Origin of the sequence: Sphingomonas sp. SORGH_AS_0879, assembly GCF_030819175.1 — a bacterium.
Taxonomy (GTDB): domain Bacteria; phylum Pseudomonadota; class Alphaproteobacteria; order Sphingomonadales; family Sphingomonadaceae; genus Sphingomonas.
This window is the reverse complement of record NZ_JAUTBJ010000002.1, coordinates 3045104-3061859: the sequence shown is the minus strand read 5'-3', so window position 1 is coordinate 3061859 and position 16756 is coordinate 3045104. Positions and strand designations below refer to the sequence as shown.

The window sequence follows — 16756 nt, the reverse complement described above, 5'->3', positions numbered from 1 at the left end:
CATCGGGCCATGTCCGGTGCCGGTTGGGAAAGGATGATCGCGGCGGTTCTGCTCGCCTTCGCCGCGATCCCCACCGTCGCCGATGCCAGCCCACCACCTCCGGCTCCGCCCGTTGCCGTTTATGGCGCATGGGCGGTGCAATGCCCCAACACCGCGGGGCGGGTCGATTATTGCCAGGTGGCGCAGCGCGTGGAGGATAGCGCCCGCGCCGGGCAGCCGGTCCTGCAAGTCTCGCTGAGCTGTAACGACGGCCGGGCGCGCTGCGCCGTTCAACTGGCCCTGCCTCCCAGCTTGGCGAGGGGGCAGGGGGTGCTGCTCCAACTCGGTGCGACCACGCCGCTGGAACTGCCGGTGATCGACTGCGACGCGGTGCGATGCCTCGCCGGAGCGATATTGCCGCTGACCCTGGGCCAGGGGATGGCGCAGGCACCCGACATCCATGTTCGCTTCCGCGACCGCATTGCAGGTTCGCAGGACATTCCACTGGCCCGTCAAGGCTTTGCCGGTGCCTTCGCCGACATGCTCGGTCGTAACTCCGCGATCCTGGCCGGTGGCCGGACTCCCCATGACACAGGAAGGAAAGACACGATGATTCCGCTATTGGCCGCTGCCGCTCTGGCATCGGGAGCGCCGACCGCGACACCACCGCAAGCCGCGACCCCCGCCGCGCAACCCGAGCGCTATGGCGATTGGTCGGTTCTGTGCGTCGAGCGCGCGGAATTGCCGCCGTGCGAAGTGGTGCAAGGTGTGCAGCGGAAGGAAGGCGATACCCAGCCGCTTCGCTTCTCCTTCGCCTATGCCGGGCAGGGCGACCGCTACGGCGTCCAGTTCCAGGTGCCACTGGGCGTGCTGGTCCAGACCGCGCCGCTGATCCGGCTGGACGAGAAGACCGACGTGCCGGGCTTCCATATCACCCGCTGCGAGGCGGATGGCTGCTTCATCGACCGGGTCATGACCCGCGCCGAGATCGAACCCTTTTTTAAGGCGGCCAAGGGGCTGATCGCGGTCGCCGACCGATCGGGCAAGCCGGTGGTGCTGCCGCTGTCGCTCAATGGTTTCGCTCAGGCGATGCAGGCGATGACCGCCCGCAACCAAGCCTGGGCCAAGGCGCGTCCGGCTCAGCCCGCCGCCACACCGACCACCCCTCGTTGAAGGCGAGAACGTCCATGACACCGATGCCCAGCGCGCCCCTGCCGCGCTTCTACCGCTTCGTTACGCCGCTGATCAGCCGGCTGCATCGCCATCTGGCCTATGACGCGCCCGAGACGCCGGATTACGGTTTTGCCGGGCGGGCGGACACGATCGACCTGACGATCGACGAGTTTCCGTCCGCCGTCATGCATTATCCGATCGTCTTCGGCGGTGGGGATGCCCCGAGGCCGATGGTGCTGACCGGCCAGCCCGGCAGCCAGCGCAACCAGTTCGTCGACGCCCAGGGCGCGTGGCGTCCGGGAGCCTATGTCCCGGCCTATGTCCGCCGCTACCCCTTCCTGCTCGCCCGGCTCGACCCCGAACTGGACGAGATGAGCCTGTGCTTCGATGGTGCCTGCCCCTGGCTGAGCGATCGCGACGAGGGCAATCTGTTCGGCGAAGACGACAATCCCAGCGAGACGACCCGCCAGATCCTCGAATTCTGCCAGAGCTTCGAGGCGGCGGTGCGCCGCACGCGCGGCTTCATGGAAGAACTGGCCGAACTCGACCTGTTGGTCGATCTGCGGCTCGATGACGGCGCGGGAGGGCGGATCGCCGTTCCGGGCTATAGCATGGTGGATGAAGAGCGGCTGCGCCAGTTGCGGGCCGAGCCGCTGCGCAAGCTCATGAGCACGGGCGCACAGGGGGCGATCTTCGCCCACCTCTTCTCGCTGCGTCATCTGGGGCAGGCCTTTCCGGCTCCGACCTCCGACCCGGCGGACGAGGGCTGAGCCCTCGTTTCCGACCCTCCCGACCGTTCAAGCGAAGCGAATGACATGACAGACCAGAATCCTGAACAGACCCATACCCAGACCTTGCCGCAATTCTACAAGGCGGTGACCCCTTTGATGAGCCAGCTTCACGGCACCCTGATCTTCGAGGAACAGTCCACGCCCGATTTCGGCTTCGCTGCCGACAGTCCCGCGATCGTACTGACCACGGATGAATTCATTCCGGCCCAGGCGGATTATCCGATCGTCTTCTCCAGCGGTGAGAACCCGATGCCGGTGGTCATGACCGGTATGCCGGGCGGCAAGAACCGTCATGTCGGTCATGAAGGGCATTGGCAGGCGGAGCGCTATGTCCCCGCCTATGTTCGCCGCTATCCCTTCCTGCTCGCCAGGCTGGATGACAAGGCGACCGACCTGACCCTGTGCTTCGACAGCGAAAGCGGCCGACTGGTCGAGGGCGAAGTGGGCAATTTGTTCGCCGGGGACGAACCCACCGACCATGCCCGCGCCATCCTCGCCTTTTGCGAGCAGTTCGAAGCGGCGATCCGGCGCACCGAGAGTTTCGTGGGCGAACTGCGCGAACTTGACCTGTTGATCGAGGCGGAGGCTAGCGTGGCGGGCGAGGACGGCACGCCGCGCATCCTGCGGGGCTTCCAGATGGTGTCGGAAGACAAGCTCAAAAGCCTGCGTGGCGATCAGTACCGCAAGCTGGTCCAGTCCGGCGCATTGGCGCTGATCTTCGCGCACCTCTTCTCCCTGCGTCGTATCGGCGCGCTGTTCGCCGACGAACCGTCGCGCTGAGGCAATTCCGGGGATCGCAACAGTATGCCTCGCGATCCCCGGATCATGAACGGGCGGAGAAGGAGGAAGAGTGAGATCATGGTTCAGGATCAAGCGGGTTTCGAAGACTATCGGGAATTGACCACGCTGATCGAGACGGGGCTTGAGGCTTTGGCGACTGCGCGCGCGCTGCTGAACCGGCTCGACGAACGGCCTGGCCCATCTCTCCGCCCGAGACGTTCCGCGTTGCCGAGATCGATGTTCGCCTCCCACCCGCCGGCCGTGTCGAAGACGATTGAACAGGATCGGCGGCGTAGCGCTGCCATGGAACGCCTGGTTGCCTTGCAGCCCCGTATCGGGCGTAACGGTGCCGCCGTCCTTCTGCGCCTGCTCGATGAGCCTGGCGTGTATGTCGCTTGCGAAGAACTGGTGCGTGCGGCCGCTATCCGCACGACCGACATCAAGGCGGTCAAAGTCTATATATGCCATCTGCGGTGCGCCTTGCGCATGATGGGGATCCCGGCCCACAGCATCCAGACCGGACGGCGCAGTTATCGCCTCGCCCCGGACGGCGCCGTGGCGATCCGCTCGCTGCTCAGCGACGATGAGAAATTCGACTAAACGTCTGGTGCCGACACGTCGTCAGGTCTTGCCTTTGTCGATCATGCGGGTGATTTGGTTTGCTTTCGGGACGCTCCACGGGTCAGCGAACATGGTCACACCGTAGCCGAGGCAGGACGCCCGCCGTCGCCGAATGCCGAAACCGCCATATCGACAAATGCACGCAGGCCCGCGGTCATGCGCCGGTCCGGAAGACGCACCAGCGTCAGCGGGCGCTGCTCCGGCGCGTAATCGGGCAGGACCGGCACCAGACGTCCCGATGCCAGATCGCCGTCCAGGGTCACGCTGGATTGCAGGATGATGCCGTAGCCAGCAATCGCGGCTTGCCGAAGGGCCGCCGCATGATTGATGCGAAGGCGCGGCGACGGCAGCGGCACGACATGCTCTCCGTCGCGACCAATGAGCGTCCAGCACTCATCGGCACCGAATTGCGCGAAGCCGATCAGCCGGTGTTCGCGTAAGTCGGCGGGCGTCTCCGGGTGGCCATGGCGCGCCAGATAGGACGGCGCGGCGGCGAGCATCAACCGATAGGGCGCGAGCGGATGCGCGACAAGCCAATCGTCCTCGAGCGCACCGATCCGAAAGGCCAGGTCGAACCCCTCCTCGATCAGGTCGACCTTGCGGTCGCCCAGCACAAGTTCCGCCTGCATATCGGGAAAGCGGTCGAGATAGGTCGCCAGCAACGGCGCGACCCGTTCCGAACCGAATGCGACAGGCGCCGCGATGCGAAGCCGACCGACCGGCGTTCGCGCCACCTCTGCTCCCACGGCTTCGGCGACCGCGACATCGGCCAGGACGCGGCGGCAGGACTCGGCGAAGCGTCGCCCCGCCTCGGTCGGCGACAGACGCCGCGTCGTCCGGTGCAACAGGCGCGTATCGAGCCGGGCTTCCAGCGCGTTGACATGCTTGGCCACCATCGTCGCCGATAGGGCATGGGCCCTGGCCGCTGCGGTGAAACTGCCGAGATCGACGACCGATACGAAGATCGTCATGCTGGTCAAGCGGTCCATTGCAAACCCCCTGGTTTGAAGACACCGCATTGTAAACGGCTTTTTTGCTAGCGATCCAGTTGGCATCTCATGGCCATTACCAACCAGAATAAGGATTATACGCGATGAAGGCGTTGGTCTTCGATCGGTTCGGCGAGGCCGATGTGCTGCGGTACGACATCCTGCCGGATATGGCGTTGGATGCGATGTCGGTGCTGGTGCAAACCTCTGCGGTCGGCCTGAACTTCGCCGACATCTATCGCCGACAGGGCGTCTATGTCCTGGAGGGCGACGCGCCCTGGATCGGCGGCTATGAAGGGGCGGGGCGTGTCGTCGCGGTTGGCCGGGACGTCAATCGCTGGCGGGTCGGGCAGCGGGTCGGGTTTCTCGACGTGCCGCGCGCCCATGCCGAACGGGTCCGCGCACCTGCCGATCGCCTGGTGGCGCTGCCCGACGATATCGATGATCGCACCGCTGCCGCGCTGCTGCTGCAAGGCGTGACGGCGCAGTATCTGGTCGAGGATAGCGGGCGGCTGTCCGCTGGCGACCGGGTGCTGGTGCAGGCCGCATCGGGGGGCGTCGGGCGGCTCCTGGTCCAGATGGCCCATGCGCTGGGTGCCGAGGTTCATGCGCTGGCCTCCACCCCGGCCAAGCGCGAACAGGCACGGTCGAACGGGGCGAGCGCCGTTTATGGCTATGAGGATTGGGTATCGCAGGTAAGACAGGCGACGGGGGGCGGGGTGGATGTGGTCTATGACTCGATCGGGACCACGTTACAGGACAGCATCGCGGCCCTGCGTCCCGGCGGCCGTGCGGTGATCTTCGGCAAGGCCGGTGGAACCCCGCCGACGATCGATCCGCTCCTGTTGATGGAGGGTTCCAAGAGCGTCGTCGGGGGTGACCTGTGGACCTATCTGAACGGCACCGAAGGCCGGCAAAGCCGTGTCGATCGGCTGTTCGCAGCCTTGCGCAACGGCACGATCACCGCGCCGTCGACCACGGCCTTTCCGTTGCATGAAGGCGCCGAAGCCCACCGATTGCTGGAGGATCGCAACTTTGCGGGCAAGATCGTCCTGCTTCCATAGGATCGGGCAGGCCATGTGCTCCATTCAGTATCCCTTGGGGCGTGGTGATCGTTGCCCTGTTTGACAGACACCGAAGATACCTGTCAGCAATCCGCGCCGTACCCTCGATGAGCCGCACCGCCAATTGCCACGACTGTGAGAAGGTACGTGCAGCCGGGGCGTCGCGAGACGTGACTTGATAGGAGCCTGAGGGAGTGCCGTCCCGTCACAGTCCTGTCCGCTCGCGAAGCGCCTTCCGGTTCCACCTGCCCGGAGGGCCCACATGCATGGTATCACACCTGACGGCGTCGTCATCGGCATCGAAATCCCGCACCGCATGCGCTCGGTCGTCGGGTACCTTACGCGCAAACAAGCCGAGCAACGCATGACCGGCTAACCCAGCGTGTCCGGCGAAACGGGGGAGGATCACCTTTGACCGCTGTCAAACCAGTCTTTGTCGATGGTCAAGGCGGTCGGGGCGGCCGGCTCCTAATCGGTCCTCCTGTACCGACACAGGAGACGAGAAATGACTGCCATCCGAACCGCCGCCATCCTGCTTGCGCTCGCCGCGACGGGTATAAGCGCATCGGCTTCGGCCGAGGATCGAACCGATGCACAGCCCCGGGTCGGGGTGCGTGCGGGTGACGTCCTGCTCCGCGCCCGTGCCATCCTGGTTGCCCCGAACGAGCGATCCGGCAGCATCCTCCCCGCCTTTCCCGGCGAAACGGTGAAGGTCGACAACCGCATCATGCCCGAAGTCGACGCGACCTATATGGCGACGAACCATCTCGGCTTCGAGCTGATCGCCTCGACCACCAAGCATTCCGTCAGCGGGGTGCGAGGCACGACCGGCAGCATCGGCAAGCTTGCCTCCACCTGGGTCCTGCCGCCGACGCTCACGGCCCAATATCATTTCATGCCGACACGCCATGTCCGTCCCTATGTCGGTGCAGGCGTCAACTATACGATCTTCTGGAACGAGTCGGCCTCAGACGGCTTGCAAGCGGCGGTGGGGCCGACCAAGGTGCACCTGAAGGACAGCATCGGCTGGGCGGCACAGGCGGGCGTCGATATGGATATCACCCGCCGGGTCTTCCTGAACCTCGACATCAAGTACATCGATATCGACACCACCGCCCGCCTCGACAACGCCGCGCTGGGCCGTCAGCGGGTCAACGTATCCCTGGACCCGCTGGTGTTCGGGATCGGTTTGGGCGTGCGTCTATAAAGACAGGTGATCTGATCGAAAAGCGCCTGCCCTGTATAACCGAGTAGGAGGAAATTTAGGCGTAACAACGCAAACCGGCGGCTGGGCCGCCGATTTGCTGGTTCGCGCGCTCGTTCATGAGCGACCGATCGCGGTGTCCTCCAGCCGCACGCGGCTTCCGGAAGGCGGGAGGGGGTACTTGTCGGCGCCGTGCCGATGCCGGACACTATGAGGCATGACCGGTCCTGGCCTGCCCGACGAACAGCCCGTCTTCGCGCATCATGTGCGTGCGCTGCTTGCGCGTCAAGCGCAGGCCGATCGGGATCTGGTGGGAGCGTCGTACCGTCGCGGACGCAATCACCAGTCGGAGGCGGAGTCGGGACAATCGCCAGCCCGTCGCAAGGCGGATGCGCTTGCCAAGGCAGTCGGCATCGATTTCCACCGACCCAGCCCGATCCGGCGAGGTGGCCGCCAGACCGGTGGCGGCCGGGTGGCGCACTTCGACATGAAGCCGATGAGCAAGACGCACATACCGACGAGCGGAGACGGAAAGGTCCACCACCGCTTCAAGGCCAAGGCCACGGAGGGTGAGCATTTCGACTATCTGCGGGACGGCGCGAAGGTCACGATCATCAGCCATCTCGATTATATCCGGCGCGATCAGGCGGTGGCGAATTTGGCCGAGAACCTCGTCATCGACATGATCGACGAGCAGGTGATCCGGGGCGGTATGAATGCCCGGGCCATATTCTCGAACATCGCCGGCAGCCCCGGGCGCCAGCGGTCGTTGTTCGTTGCGGCCGAGCAATGCGAACGCACGCCCAAGCTCCACCATCTCACCGCGTCGACTGCTGACGTCGAAAGATATGATCGGGTGGCAGGATTTGCGACAAGTCCGCCTTGGCTGCGCGAAATGAGCCGAAGACTGAAGGCAGCGCGACGGGAAGCCGAAGTCGAGGCGGCGGCTAAGGGACGCCCCTTCAAGGACCGGCAGGTCATCGTCGCGGATGTTTCGCCCGAAGAGGCGTTCGACTGGCTGACCTGGTTCGATAAGCACCCGCAACGCGCGGCGGATCGTGGACGATGAGCTTGCTGCCTGCGATAGGAAGGCGGCCGCTGCGACCGACGTGCTGGCAAGGGACATGACGCTGATCCTGCCGTTGATCGGTGACCAGCCCGACGCGGTTGCCGCTGCCCGGCGATATGAGCGATTGTCCCGCTGACTGATCCAGCGCCGCCATGACATGGACGTCGCCGATGTCGTGGTGGCCGCGTCGCGATCGCGGGCGGAGGCGGTGATCACGACGCTGGAGCCGGAGCCCGGCCGCCGGACCAAGCCTCGCGCCGGTGACCATACACTGCTAGAGGCGGCACATGCGCATCTCGACTGGGTGGCGCAGCATTCGCCTTCCGACGACGAGCGTGCGGCGGAACGGCAGCGGGTAGCCCGGATCGAAGTAAAGGTTGGTGCCGCATGGGATGAGGTTGCGGCGGCGATTGCCAGGGAGAAACACCGCAACCCTGCAATCACCTATGTTCCGACGCAGGCGGCATCCCCCGCGACGATGCCGCATCCGGATTATCAGGAGCGGGTGCGTGGACGCCTTCGCCAATGGCTGACGCGGCATGGACGCGATGAGGGGCGGCTGATCTTTGAAGGCGACGCGGTGCGCATTGCGTCCAGTGTACCGAAATCGATCGACCGGCTGATGCGGCTGTTCGCTGGTGAGGAGGAGTTCCAGAACTGGCTGGTCCGCGAACGGGAGCGCCGGGCCGATCAGGCTGCGGCCGATGCCAAGCGGCAGCGCGTCAAGCAGGCAGCGCTGCAACGCGCGGAGGCGGCCCGTCGCGAGCAACAAGCCGCGAAGGCGGAAGCGGGCGACGGTGTCAGAACGATATGGCCGCCGGAGGATCATGCGCGGTCACAACCCGTCGCTGCCGACATGCCAGCTGCCCAGCCTGCGGGCAGGCCGCCCGTGCCGGAAAGGACATCGCCACCCGAAGCTGTTCCCCCCGCTTCTGTCGATTACCCCGCTACCCAGCCCGTCAATCGACGACCGCCTGATCCGCCCGTTGTGACCAGGGTCGATCCACAGCGAGAGAAGGAGGGCGAGCGGCAGGTGCCGCCCGGGCCCGCCCCGCGAGGCAGGCCGAAGGGCCCTCCGCCCCATATCCGGAGCAAGGGGCCGGACGATATAGCGCCGCCACAGCGTCCGATGGATCGCGGTTCAGAAAGATAATGACGGATTTCGGGCCGCCCCGATCGATGCGATCGGCCAGAAGGAAGGAGGGGAATAGCCTGTCGGCTGCACCATGATGGTGAAATGGACCTGAAGGCGACGCGAGCAGCCCCGCGCCGCCGGACTGGAAATGATATGAAGACCAAGACGAACGTTGTGCCCGGCTGGCTGAGCCCGAGCGCGGTGATGGACACGCTGTTCGACGTGCGCGAGCCCGGATGCGAGGAACTGGGCTATGCCCTGCTACGCCCCCGCGCGAAGCAGAAGGCGAACAGCGCGACCGCACTGATCCGCGCGAAGATGGCACCCGTCGAGCCGACCAGCACCGCGCGCACGACCGCCTGCGGCATCCCGGTGACCGCCCGCCAGCACCGGCTCGTGCTCGCCCGGGGTGTCGGGGACATGGCGTTGGCGCCGCTGCTCGACGAGTATGATTGTGCCGTCCGCCCGCATCAGCGCCTGCTCGCCGGTGTGCTGACGATGCGCGGTGCCGTGACCCAGCCGATCCACGACCTGTTCGACATGGCGACCAGTTACGCCGCGATCCATCTCGCTTGCGGCCGGTCCCTGACCAGCGTGGTTGTGGCCCATGCCCCCGGAGATGAATTGAGCCGCGCGCTGCCGCACGTTCATATCTGCATGCTGGCGCGTCAGCACACGCCGAGCGGCTGGGCCGCGGAGCATCCCGATCTCGTCGATACGACGCACCGCATGTGGGCGGACGAATGGCACGCCTTCCGTGCCGGATGGGAGCAAATGGTCGCCGCTTGAGCAGGTGACGGGGCGGCGACGGCCGCCCCGTTCGATCGTCAGAACGCGGCCCGGTCTGTCTTGGGCGCCCGCGCCAGTACGGCTGCCTCGAACGCTTGGCTAAGGCGGCGATCGGCATCGGTGCCCGCTTCCAGGATGATGGAATTGGCGCCCATGGCGGTGCTGCCCCGCAGCGTCGGCCACGCCGTATCGAGCTCGCCGCCAGTATAGGTCATGCCGCAGATCTTCACCGCCTGCGGTGCGCACCAATGCCAGCTAAGCCCCTGATCTTTCACCGCATCGGGCTTGCCGTATTTGGCGGTGAGCTGTGCCTTCATCGCGGCATCGCCCATCGCGGTACCCGGGATGGTCACCTCGACGCGCGACACGCTGTCGCCGCCGGCGATTTGGGCGAACTGGATGTCGGCGCGCTCCTGGTGTGGCCCCATGGCGATGATTTCGGCGATCCCGGCATAGGTCGGATTGGGTGCCGCCGCACCCTTGCGGTTCGCCACTTCCACCGCGACGCGCTGCGCGAAGGATTCGGTCTTGCGCGTCTCGGTCACCTTGTACCCGGCCTGCTGCAACGCCGCCTTCACCTGCTGCGGCGTGTCGCCGAGCCGAATGCCGGCCACGTCCATGGTTGCCGGATCGGCGGCATGGGCGGGTGCGGCGAAGGTGAGCAGTCCGGCTGCAACCGCTGCGAATATTATTCGGTCATACATAGTCATGTCCTTGTGGTGATGCTGGATCAGCGGAGGGTCAGGCTGGGAAAGCCGGCGGTGTCCTGCGCGCCGGCGACGTGCCCGGCATCGAAGGCATGGGCGACGCCGAGCCGCAGCGAGGAGGTGGGCGACAGCGCGGCCGACCAGCCAAGCTCGACGTCCATCTCGCGTGCGGTCGGTGTCAGGTCGACGCTGGTCAGGCGAGTGGCGAGCACGCCGGTCATCAGGTCATAGGCGACTGGCGCCTCGACGACCGCACGGGCGTGTTCGAGCCGAAGCGGCGAGGACAGCCCGAGCGTCATCGTGCCGCCGCCAAGACGATACGCCGCGTCGAGCGCGAAGGCGGTGCCGGTCATCGGGCCGGTGAAGCGCAGCAGGTCCGATCCGCCGGCGACCTGAGTGGTGGCGGCCGTGGCCCGTGCCGACAGCAACACGCCTGCAATGCTGCGGCTAGCCGTCAGGGTGGCCAGCGTCGTCCGGCTGCCCGAGAGGGCCAAGCCAGCGGGGGCGCGTAGCCCCAGCACCTGTCCGCGTTCGGTCAGGTCCGACAGCTCAACCCCAAGCCCCATCGGCGTCGCGAAGGTGACACTGCGCAAAGCAGAGCGGCCGTCGCGTGATGCGCCGGAAGCAAAGCCTGCCGACCAACCGTTGCCGCTCCACGATGACGAGGTGCCAACCGGTGCTGCAACGACACCGCGCAAGGCAGAGCCGGCGATGCCCGCGCCTTGCCCGATCGCGACATTGGCGCTGAAACTGACGGTTTGGCCGGCGGCAGGCGAGAAGGCGAAGGTGGCCGGGCGGCTGGACCGCGCCGCAGCCCATGGCCCGGTGGTAGCGGAGGCGAAGCCGAGCTTCGCGTCGCTGGCACTCGTGGCGAGCCACGGCGGGTCCATCGTCCCCAGCATCGCACCCGCCAGCAACCCCGATCTCTGGCTGCGTGGTGCGGGGGTGCCAGTCATGGTGAAGTCACGGCCATAGCGGTCGACAACCGTCATCCGGGTCACGGCGTCCGACAACTGCCCGCCGCTGCCGAACGGGCCCGACAGGCTAAGCGAGGAGTAGCGTGCCAGCACCATGTCGGCGGCGGCAAAGGCGCTGGCGGGCGCCTGTGCCTTCATCGCCGCCTCGACGTTGAGCAAACCGGCGCCGAAGATCTGGTCTGCACCCTTGTCGCCGAGGTCGGTCGCGGTATCGAGCAGGATGCGCGAGATCGCCTTGCCGCCGAGTTGCGGCCAGTATTGCTTGAGCAGCGCGGCGGCCCCGGCGATCGCGGGGGCGGCGAAGCTGTTGCCGGTGACGGTGGTCAGTTGCCCGTCCTTGCCGACGACGCTGACGTCCGTCGCAACCACCGCCAGCGTGCGGTCGGCAAGATCGCCAGGCAGGCCGTTGCCACTCGGCGGGCGGAGCGAGCCGTCGACCCGGAGGCCGAACAGGAAACTGTCCTTGTTCTCCAGATTGCCACCGACCAGGTTGCGGGTGATCGTCCCAGGGGCGCCGCTTTTGTCGTCGACGAAGTTGGAGACGGATTGCACGAGCAGCCGGTCGGCCTTGACGACCCCGTCCATGGCGGTGCGTTGCTCGGTTGCGGTCTGGCCACCCGCTTCGCCGTTCAGGCTCAGCGAGATGACGAAGGCGCCTTTCTCCACGGCATAGCTGATGGCGGGTGCGATATTCGACGGGTTCGCGCCATCGGCTTCCTTGATGACGGAGGTGGCGGTGACGTTCTCAAGATTCGGTGCGGCGATCTTGAGCGCGAGCAGCGTCGCGTCATAGGCGACGCCGTGCATGCCGTTCCCGTTCCCGGCGGCCAGCGTGACCGAGGCGACCTCGGTGCCATGACCCTGTACATCGTCGAGCGGAAAGGTCACCGTCTCGGGCGCGCAGTTGGCGCAACGGGCGATCTTGTTCTCGAACGTCTTGCTGTCGAGCGAGATGCGGCCGGCGAACTCGGCGCTGGTGGTGGCGATGCCGGTGTCGATGACCGCGATGATCACGCCCTTGCCGGTGATGCCCTTGTCATAGGCATAGGCCGCTTTCGCACCGACCACCGCGCCGGACGCCTTATACTCGGCGCTATCCGCAGTGTTGGGCGCCGGGGTCGGTGTGGGGGATGGCGTCGGCGTCGGGCTGGGCGACGGCGTGGGTGCAGGCGTCGGAATCGACCCTGACGAAGCGATGCCGCCACCTCCGCCGCCACAGGCGGCGAGCAGCATGGCTGCTGAAATCACCGATGCTGTTTGAAATGCTTTCCGCCACTGTCGGCCATGTCGCGCAACCATACGCACCCCCGTGTCGGGCGATGCATCGGCTTCCCCAGCCGGCGGCATCGCCCCGTGAAACGAGGCGATGCCGGCCCGTAAGCCGGGGATTGGAAACCTGCGATAAGACAGGCGCGAGCTTGTGGGTTAGCTGCTGCCCAGGCGAGTGCGAGAGGCGTATCTTTTTCGGTCAACGTTGACGGGAAAGGAGCAGGTCATGTCGAAGAAGATCGTGGCGCCAGCCTATGTCGCGGCGATGGCGCGGGCGGAGGCGGATCCGGCGTCAGCGCGGTTCTGGGTGGGGCTGGACATCGGGTTTAAGAGCACCGCGGTGTGTGTCGTGGATGTCGACGGTGCGGTGGTCCACCAGGTGTCGATGAAAAGCCATGCGACCGAGATCGGCCGCTACCTGCGCCGCAACTTCAAGTCGCATGTGACGCTGATCGGCATGGAGACAGGCGGCCTGTCACCGCACCTGGCGGGCAAATTGCGCGAGCAGGGTTTCCAGGTGGCGGTGCTCGATGCGCTACAGGTCCACCGGGTGCTGTCGGTGAAGCGCAACAAGACTGACACCAACGACGCGCGCGGCATTGCCGAGATCACGCGCAGCGGCCGCGACTATCTGACCGAGGTCTATGTCAAGTCGAACCTGTGCTTCGAGGTCCGGGCGTCGCTGATCATGCGCGACCGCCTGGTCAAGCAGCGGCGCGAGACCGAGGCGATGATCCGCGGGCTGGTGCGGGTCTATGGCGGGCGGATCGAACCCGGCAGCGATAGCCCGGCGACGTTCCGCGAACGGGCCATCGACCAGCTGTGCCTCATCGTCGACACCGAAGGCGTCGACCTGCGGGCGCGCGTCATCCCGCTTCTCGATCTATGCGAACGCTTCTACATCGAGGCCGGGCGGATCGAGCGCGAACTGGACCTGCTCGCCGCGTCCAATCCGGTGTGCAAGCGGTTCATGGAGATCCCCGGCATCGGCACGATCACGGCGCTGTCCTTCTACAGCGCGATCGAGGACCCGACGCGGTTCCGGCATGTCGACGATGTCGCGGCCTATCTGGGCCTGACCCCGCGCGTCTACCAGTCGGGCGAGAGCCTGACGCATGGCGGGATCAGCAAGATGGGCAACCAGCTCATCGTTGAAGCAGCTGATCCTCGCAGCCCTTGTCGGCACCATGCTGGCCTCCGTCGCGGCGACCGCGCAGCAGGTGCCGAACGCGCAGCTTGACATGGCCGTATCACCCAGCGACCGGTTCTATACCTCGGACCAGTTCTCCAACACCGTGTCTGTCGTCGATCCGTCGAGCAACCGCTTGCTTGGCGTCATCAAGCTGGGCGATCCGACACCGATGAACCTCAGCCCGCTGTATCGGGGGCAGTTGCTGGTCCACGGCATGGGCTTCTCGCCCGACCGGCGGACGCTGGCGGTCGTGTCGATCGGATCGAATGCGGTCAGCTTCATCGACGCCGCCACCAACAGCGTCCGCCACACGACCTATGTCGGCCGCAGCCCGCACGAGGCCTTCTTCCGCCCCGATGGCCGGGAGGTCTGGGTCAGCGTGCGCGGCGAGGATTATATCGCCGTCCTCGATGGCGCGTCCTACAAGGAGACCGGGCGCATTCCGGTTCCGAACGGCCCCGGCATGACGATCTTCTCGCCGGACGGGAAGTACGGCTATGTCTGCTCCAGCTTCTCGCCCGAAACCGTCGTGATCGATACCGCGTCGAAGCAGATTGTCGGTCGGGTGAAGCAGGAAAGCCCCTTCTGCCCTGACATTGCTGCGACACCGGATGGCAAGCAGGTCTGGCTGACGCTGAAGGACATCGGCAAGGTCATGGTGTTCGACGCCAAGCCCCCATTCGCGGTGCTGAAGAGCTTCGCGACGGGCGCGATCACCAACCACGTCAACATCGCGAAGACGCCGCGTGGGCAGTTCGCCTATGTGACGGTCGGCACCGAAAATGTCGTCAAGGTGTTCCGCACCGACAATTTCGCCCAGGTCGCGACGATCCCGGTCGGATCGCTGCCGCATGGGCTGTGGCCCTCGGGCGACGGCAGCCGCATCTATGTCGGCTTGGAAAATGCCGATGCGGTGGCTGCGATCGACATTGCGACGAACAAGGTCATCGCCACCATCCCGATCGGGCAAGGCCCGCAAGGCGTGGCCTATGTTCCGGGCGCGGTGCCATCCGGCACCGGCATGGCCAACCTTCAGCCGCTCGCCAAGGCGGGCGAGAAGGTGCTGCTGATGCTCTCTGGTACGGGACGAAGCCAGGTGACTTTGTTCGATCAGGGGCAGGTGCAGATCCTGCAGGCCGCCGTCGCCGGCCTGCCGCCAAAGATGCCGTTCGTGCTGGGACTGTCTGCCAGTCCCGATGGTAACGGCCCAGTCGAACCGCTCGCCAAGTTCATGACCAACCCCGCAGGCGGCGCGATCGTCAACGCAGTCGGACCGCTGCGGCAGATCGTCACGCAGGCTGCCCCCGCAGGCTCACGCCGCTATCTGGTCATCGCTGCTGGCCAGCCTGAGGCGCCGAGCAACGTCGTTCAGCGGCAGGTCGAGCAATAGGTCCCATATCGCAGTCAGGGGGCACCGAGGCATCACCCGCCCGGTGCCCAGACCTTCACTCTGGAGGGAAGGGCGTGGCGAGACGGCGGAGGCTTTCCATTCGGAGAATGCTCTGAGATTCCGCGCCGATTGACGAATTGCGATTAAACAGCATATGCATGGGCACGGCGATGGATTTCCGCCGGGCCATCTGGCCGAACCGCCCTCGCAAGGGCCGATGATTCCTACCAAGCGCCGTAAGGCAGCAAGGAGGAATTGTGCGCGCGACGTTTCGCAATCTCTACGACCAGTTCAATGTGGCGGCCTTCGTTCGCGATCGTCACGATCATGCGATGTCGGTTCTGCGCTGGGCGCTGATCCTGGTCCCAATGGCAGCGACGGTCGGGCTGCTATGCGCCGCATTTCTGTGGAGCCTCGATGCGGTGACGCGGCTTCGCTTCGCCTATCCCTGGCTCCTGTACCTGTTGCCAATCGGCGGGTTCGTCGTTGGGCTGCTCTACCATCTGACCGGGCGTTCGGTGGAGGGCGGCAACAACCTGATCGTCGAGCAAGTCCATGAACCGGGCGGTGGCGTGGCGCTGCGCATGGCACCGCTCATCTTCTTCGGAACCGTCGTAACGCATCTGTTCGGCGGGTCAGCCGGACGCGAAGGCACCGCCGTCCAGTTGGGCGGCAGCCTCGCCAGCGGATTCGGACGCGTGCTCAAGTTGGATGCGGAGGCGACACGCATCCTGCTGATGACCGGCATCGCAGCGGGGTTTGGCGCGGTGTTCGGCACACCGATCGCCGGCGCGGTTTTCGCGCTGGAGGTGCTGGCGATCGGCCGCGTCGAGTATCGTGCACTGGTGCCATGTCTCGTCGCCGCGCTGGTAGGTGACTGGACCTGCCTGGCAACGGGTATTCATCACGGCATCTACCGGGTCGATACGCTGGTGCCAGTCGATGCGCTGCTCATCGCCAAGGCTGGTGTCGCCGGTGTCGCCTTCGGGCTGGTCGGGCTTGTCTTTGCAGAGGCCAATCATGCGCTGGGCGGATGGCTGAAGCGCGTGGTGTCCTATGGCCCGCTACGCCCTGTCATGGGCGGACTGGCCGTGATCGCGCTGGTATGGCTGTTCGGCACGCGCGACTATCTCGGCCTCGGCACACTGGCGGCGACGCCGGACGGCCTGACTATTGCCAGCTTCTTCGGTCCCGAAACGCATCCGTGGAGTTGGGCGCTGAAGCTGCTGTTCACCGTCGTCACCCTGAGCGCCGGCTTCAAGGGCGGGGAAGTGACACCGCTGTTCTTCATCGGGGCCGCGCTCGGCAACGCGCTTGCGCCCATATTCGGGGTGCCGACAGGGGTGTTCGCAGCGATCGGTTTCGTCGCGCTGTTTGCCGGCGCAGCCAACACGCCGCTCGCCTGCACCTTCATGGGGATTGAGTTATTCGGCGCTGCCTATGCGGTGCCGATCGCGGTAGCGTGCTTCGTCGCCTATCTTTGCTCGGGTCACAACGGCATTTACCTGTCGCAGCGCGTCGCCGTGCCGAAAGTGCCTGCCGCACACCTCACATCCGGCGTGACCCTGCGCGATGTCCGCACACACCGCGCCTCCCGCCGACGCACGCGCGCCTGATTTCTGCTGCC

16 protein-coding genes and 1 riboswitch are annotated in these 16756 nt (G+C 65.9%); of the genes, 13 read left to right on the top strand and 3 right to left on the bottom strand.

The genetic code is table 11. From position 1 onward, the window contains the following. Positions 1 to 33: 33 nt before the first annotated feature. The 4 genes from QE379_RS14875 (at position 34) to QE379_RS14860 (ending at position 3323) form a co-directional block, all read left to right on the top strand. On the top strand, positions 34 to 1152 hold the full coding sequence (locus QE379_RS14875) for an invasion associated locus B family protein (protein ID WP_307001664.1): 1119 nt from the start codon (positions 34 to 36) through the stop codon (positions 1150 to 1152). Positions 1153 to 1175: 23 nt separating this feature from the next. Continuing rightward, complete coding sequence (locus QE379_RS14870; RefSeq protein WP_307001661.1) at positions 1176 to 1922, top strand: SapC family protein; 747 nt, start codon at positions 1176 to 1178, stop codon at positions 1920 to 1922. Between the two features lie 45 nt (positions 1923 to 1967). Further along, positions 1968 to 2723, top strand: a complete 756-nt coding sequence (locus tag QE379_RS14865; RefSeq protein ID WP_307001660.1) for a SapC family protein — start codon at positions 1968 to 1970, stop codon at positions 2721 to 2723. A 78-nt stretch (positions 2724 to 2801) separates the two neighbouring features. Next, positions 2802 to 3323 carry a hypothetical protein gene (locus QE379_RS14860; RefSeq protein WP_307001657.1) on the top strand — a complete coding sequence of 174 codons (522 nt, stop codon included), beginning with the start codon at positions 2802 to 2804 and terminating at the stop codon, positions 3321 to 3323. A gap of 95 nt (positions 3324 to 3418) precedes the next feature. On the opposite strand, the gene QE379_RS14855 is transcribed toward QE379_RS14860, so the two are convergent. Further along, positions 3419 to 4333, bottom strand: coding sequence for a LysR family transcriptional regulator (locus tag QE379_RS14855; protein ID WP_307001656.1), 915 nt, complete (start codon positions 4331 to 4333; stop codon positions 3419 to 3421). Positions 4334 to 4437: 104 nt separating this feature from the next. Here QE379_RS14855 and QE379_RS14850 point away from each other — a divergent pair, with 104 nt between their 5' ends. From QE379_RS14850 to QE379_RS14825, 6 genes are all read left to right on the top strand, one after another. Further along, on the top strand, positions 4438 to 5397 hold the full coding sequence (locus QE379_RS14850) for a quinone oxidoreductase (protein WP_307001654.1): 960 nt from the start codon (positions 4438 to 4440) through the stop codon (positions 5395 to 5397). A gap of 505 nt (positions 5398 to 5902) precedes the next feature. Next, positions 5903 to 6604: an OmpW family protein gene (locus QE379_RS14845; protein ID WP_307001651.1), complete on the top strand. Its 702-nt coding sequence runs from the start codon at positions 5903 to 5905 to the stop codon at positions 6602 to 6604. Between the two features lie 262 nt (positions 6605 to 6866). Further along, the gene (locus QE379_RS14840; protein WP_307001649.1) at positions 6867 to 7670 is read left to right on the top strand and encodes a hypothetical protein; all 804 of its coding nucleotides are present in this window, start codon (positions 6867 to 6869) and stop codon (positions 7668 to 7670) included. Next, positions 7660 to 7806 carry a hypothetical protein gene (locus QE379_RS14835; protein ID WP_307001647.1) on the top strand — a complete coding sequence of 49 codons (147 nt, stop codon included), beginning with the start codon at positions 7660 to 7662 and terminating at the stop codon, positions 7804 to 7806. Before QE379_RS14840 ends, QE379_RS14835 begins: the two co-directional genes overlap by 11 nt. Before the next feature lie 21 nt (positions 7807 to 7827). After that, positions 7828 to 8823 carry a hypothetical protein gene (locus QE379_RS14830; RefSeq protein ID WP_307001645.1) on the top strand — a complete coding sequence of 332 codons (996 nt, stop codon included), beginning with the start codon at positions 7828 to 7830 and terminating at the stop codon, positions 8821 to 8823. A gap of 135 nt (positions 8824 to 8958) precedes the next feature. Next, complete coding sequence (locus tag QE379_RS14825) at positions 8959 to 9594, top strand: hypothetical protein (RefSeq protein ID WP_307001642.1); 636 nt, start codon at positions 8959 to 8961, stop codon at positions 9592 to 9594. 38 nt (positions 9595 to 9632) lie between these two features. Here QE379_RS14825 and QE379_RS14820 read toward each other — a convergent pair whose 3' ends face one another. Beyond that, positions 9633 to 10304, bottom strand: coding sequence for a hypothetical protein (locus tag QE379_RS14820; protein ID WP_307001641.1), 672 nt, complete (start codon positions 10302 to 10304; stop codon positions 9633 to 9635). Positions 10305 to 10324: 20 nt separating this feature from the next. Then, the gene (locus QE379_RS14815) at positions 10325 to 12511 is read right to left on the bottom strand and encodes a S8 family serine peptidase (RefSeq protein ID WP_307001640.1); all 2187 of its coding nucleotides are present in this window, start codon (positions 12509 to 12511) and stop codon (positions 10325 to 10327) included. A 262-nt stretch (positions 12512 to 12773) separates the two neighbouring features. Here QE379_RS14815 and QE379_RS14810 point away from each other — a divergent pair, with 262 nt between their 5' ends. The 3 genes from QE379_RS14810 (at position 12774) to QE379_RS14800 (ending at position 16745) form a co-directional block, all read left to right on the top strand. Continuing rightward, positions 12774 to 13787 (top strand): IS110 family transposase, encoded by a 1014-nt coding sequence (locus tag QE379_RS14810; protein ID WP_307001638.1) that lies wholly within the window; start codon positions 12774 to 12776, stop codon positions 13785 to 13787. Further along, positions 13735 to 15129, top strand: coding sequence for a YncE family protein (locus QE379_RS14805; protein ID WP_307001636.1), 1395 nt, complete (start codon positions 13735 to 13737; stop codon positions 15127 to 15129). The genes QE379_RS14810 and QE379_RS14805 overlap by 53 nt, the downstream gene beginning before the upstream one ends. A gap of 157 nt (positions 15130 to 15286) precedes the next feature. Then, a riboswitch (Fluoride riboswitch) is annotated at positions 15287 to 15363 on the top strand. Positions 15364 to 15386: 23 nt separating this feature from the next. After that, entirely contained in the window at positions 15387 to 16745 is a 1359-nt protein-coding gene (locus QE379_RS14800; RefSeq protein WP_307001633.1) for a voltage-gated chloride channel family protein, read from the top strand. Positions 16746 to 16756 lie beyond the last annotated feature (11 nt).

Bases quoted from the DNA above. Each gene is read 5' to 3' on its own strand.
- QE379_RS14815 (WP_307001640.1), bottom strand. From the start codon at position 12,511: ATGCTGCTCGCCGCCTGTGGCGGCGGAGGTGGCGGCATCGCTTCGTCA.
- QE379_RS14860 (WP_307001657.1), top strand. From the start codon at position 2,802: ATGGTTCAGGATCAAGCGGGTTTCGAAGACTATCGGGAATTGACCACG.
- QE379_RS14820 (WP_307001641.1), bottom strand. From the start codon at position 10,304: ATGACTATGTATGACCGAATAATATTCGCAGCGGTTGCAGCCGGACTG.
- QE379_RS14805 (WP_307001636.1), top strand. From the start codon at position 13,735: ATGCTGGCCTCCGTCGCGGCGACCGCGCAGCAGGTGCCGAACGCGCAG.
- QE379_RS14825 (WP_307001642.1), top strand. From the start codon at position 8,959: ATGAAGACCAAGACGAACGTTGTGCCCGGCTGGCTGAGCCCGAGCGCG.
- QE379_RS14830 (WP_307001645.1), top strand. From the start codon at position 7,828: ATGGACGTCGCCGATGTCGTGGTGGCCGCGTCGCGATCGCGGGCGGAG.
- QE379_RS14875 (WP_307001664.1), top strand. From the start codon at position 34: ATGATCGCGGCGGTTCTGCTCGCCTTCGCCGCGATCCCCACCGTCGCC.
- QE379_RS14855 (WP_307001656.1), bottom strand. From the start codon at position 4,333: ATGGACCGCTTGACCAGCATGACGATCTTCGTATCGGTCGTCGATCTC.
- QE379_RS14810 (WP_307001638.1), top strand. From the start codon at position 12,774: ATGTCGAAGAAGATCGTGGCGCCAGCCTATGTCGCGGCGATGGCGCGG.
- QE379_RS14850 (WP_307001654.1), top strand. From the start codon at position 4,438: ATGAAGGCGTTGGTCTTCGATCGGTTCGGCGAGGCCGATGTGCTGCGG.
- QE379_RS14865 (WP_307001660.1), top strand. From the start codon at position 1,968: ATGACAGACCAGAATCCTGAACAGACCCATACCCAGACCTTGCCGCAA.
- QE379_RS14845 (WP_307001651.1), top strand. From the start codon at position 5,903: ATGACTGCCATCCGAACCGCCGCCATCCTGCTTGCGCTCGCCGCGACG.
- QE379_RS14870 (WP_307001661.1), top strand. From the start codon at position 1,176: ATGCCCAGCGCGCCCCTGCCGCGCTTCTACCGCTTCGTTACGCCGCTG.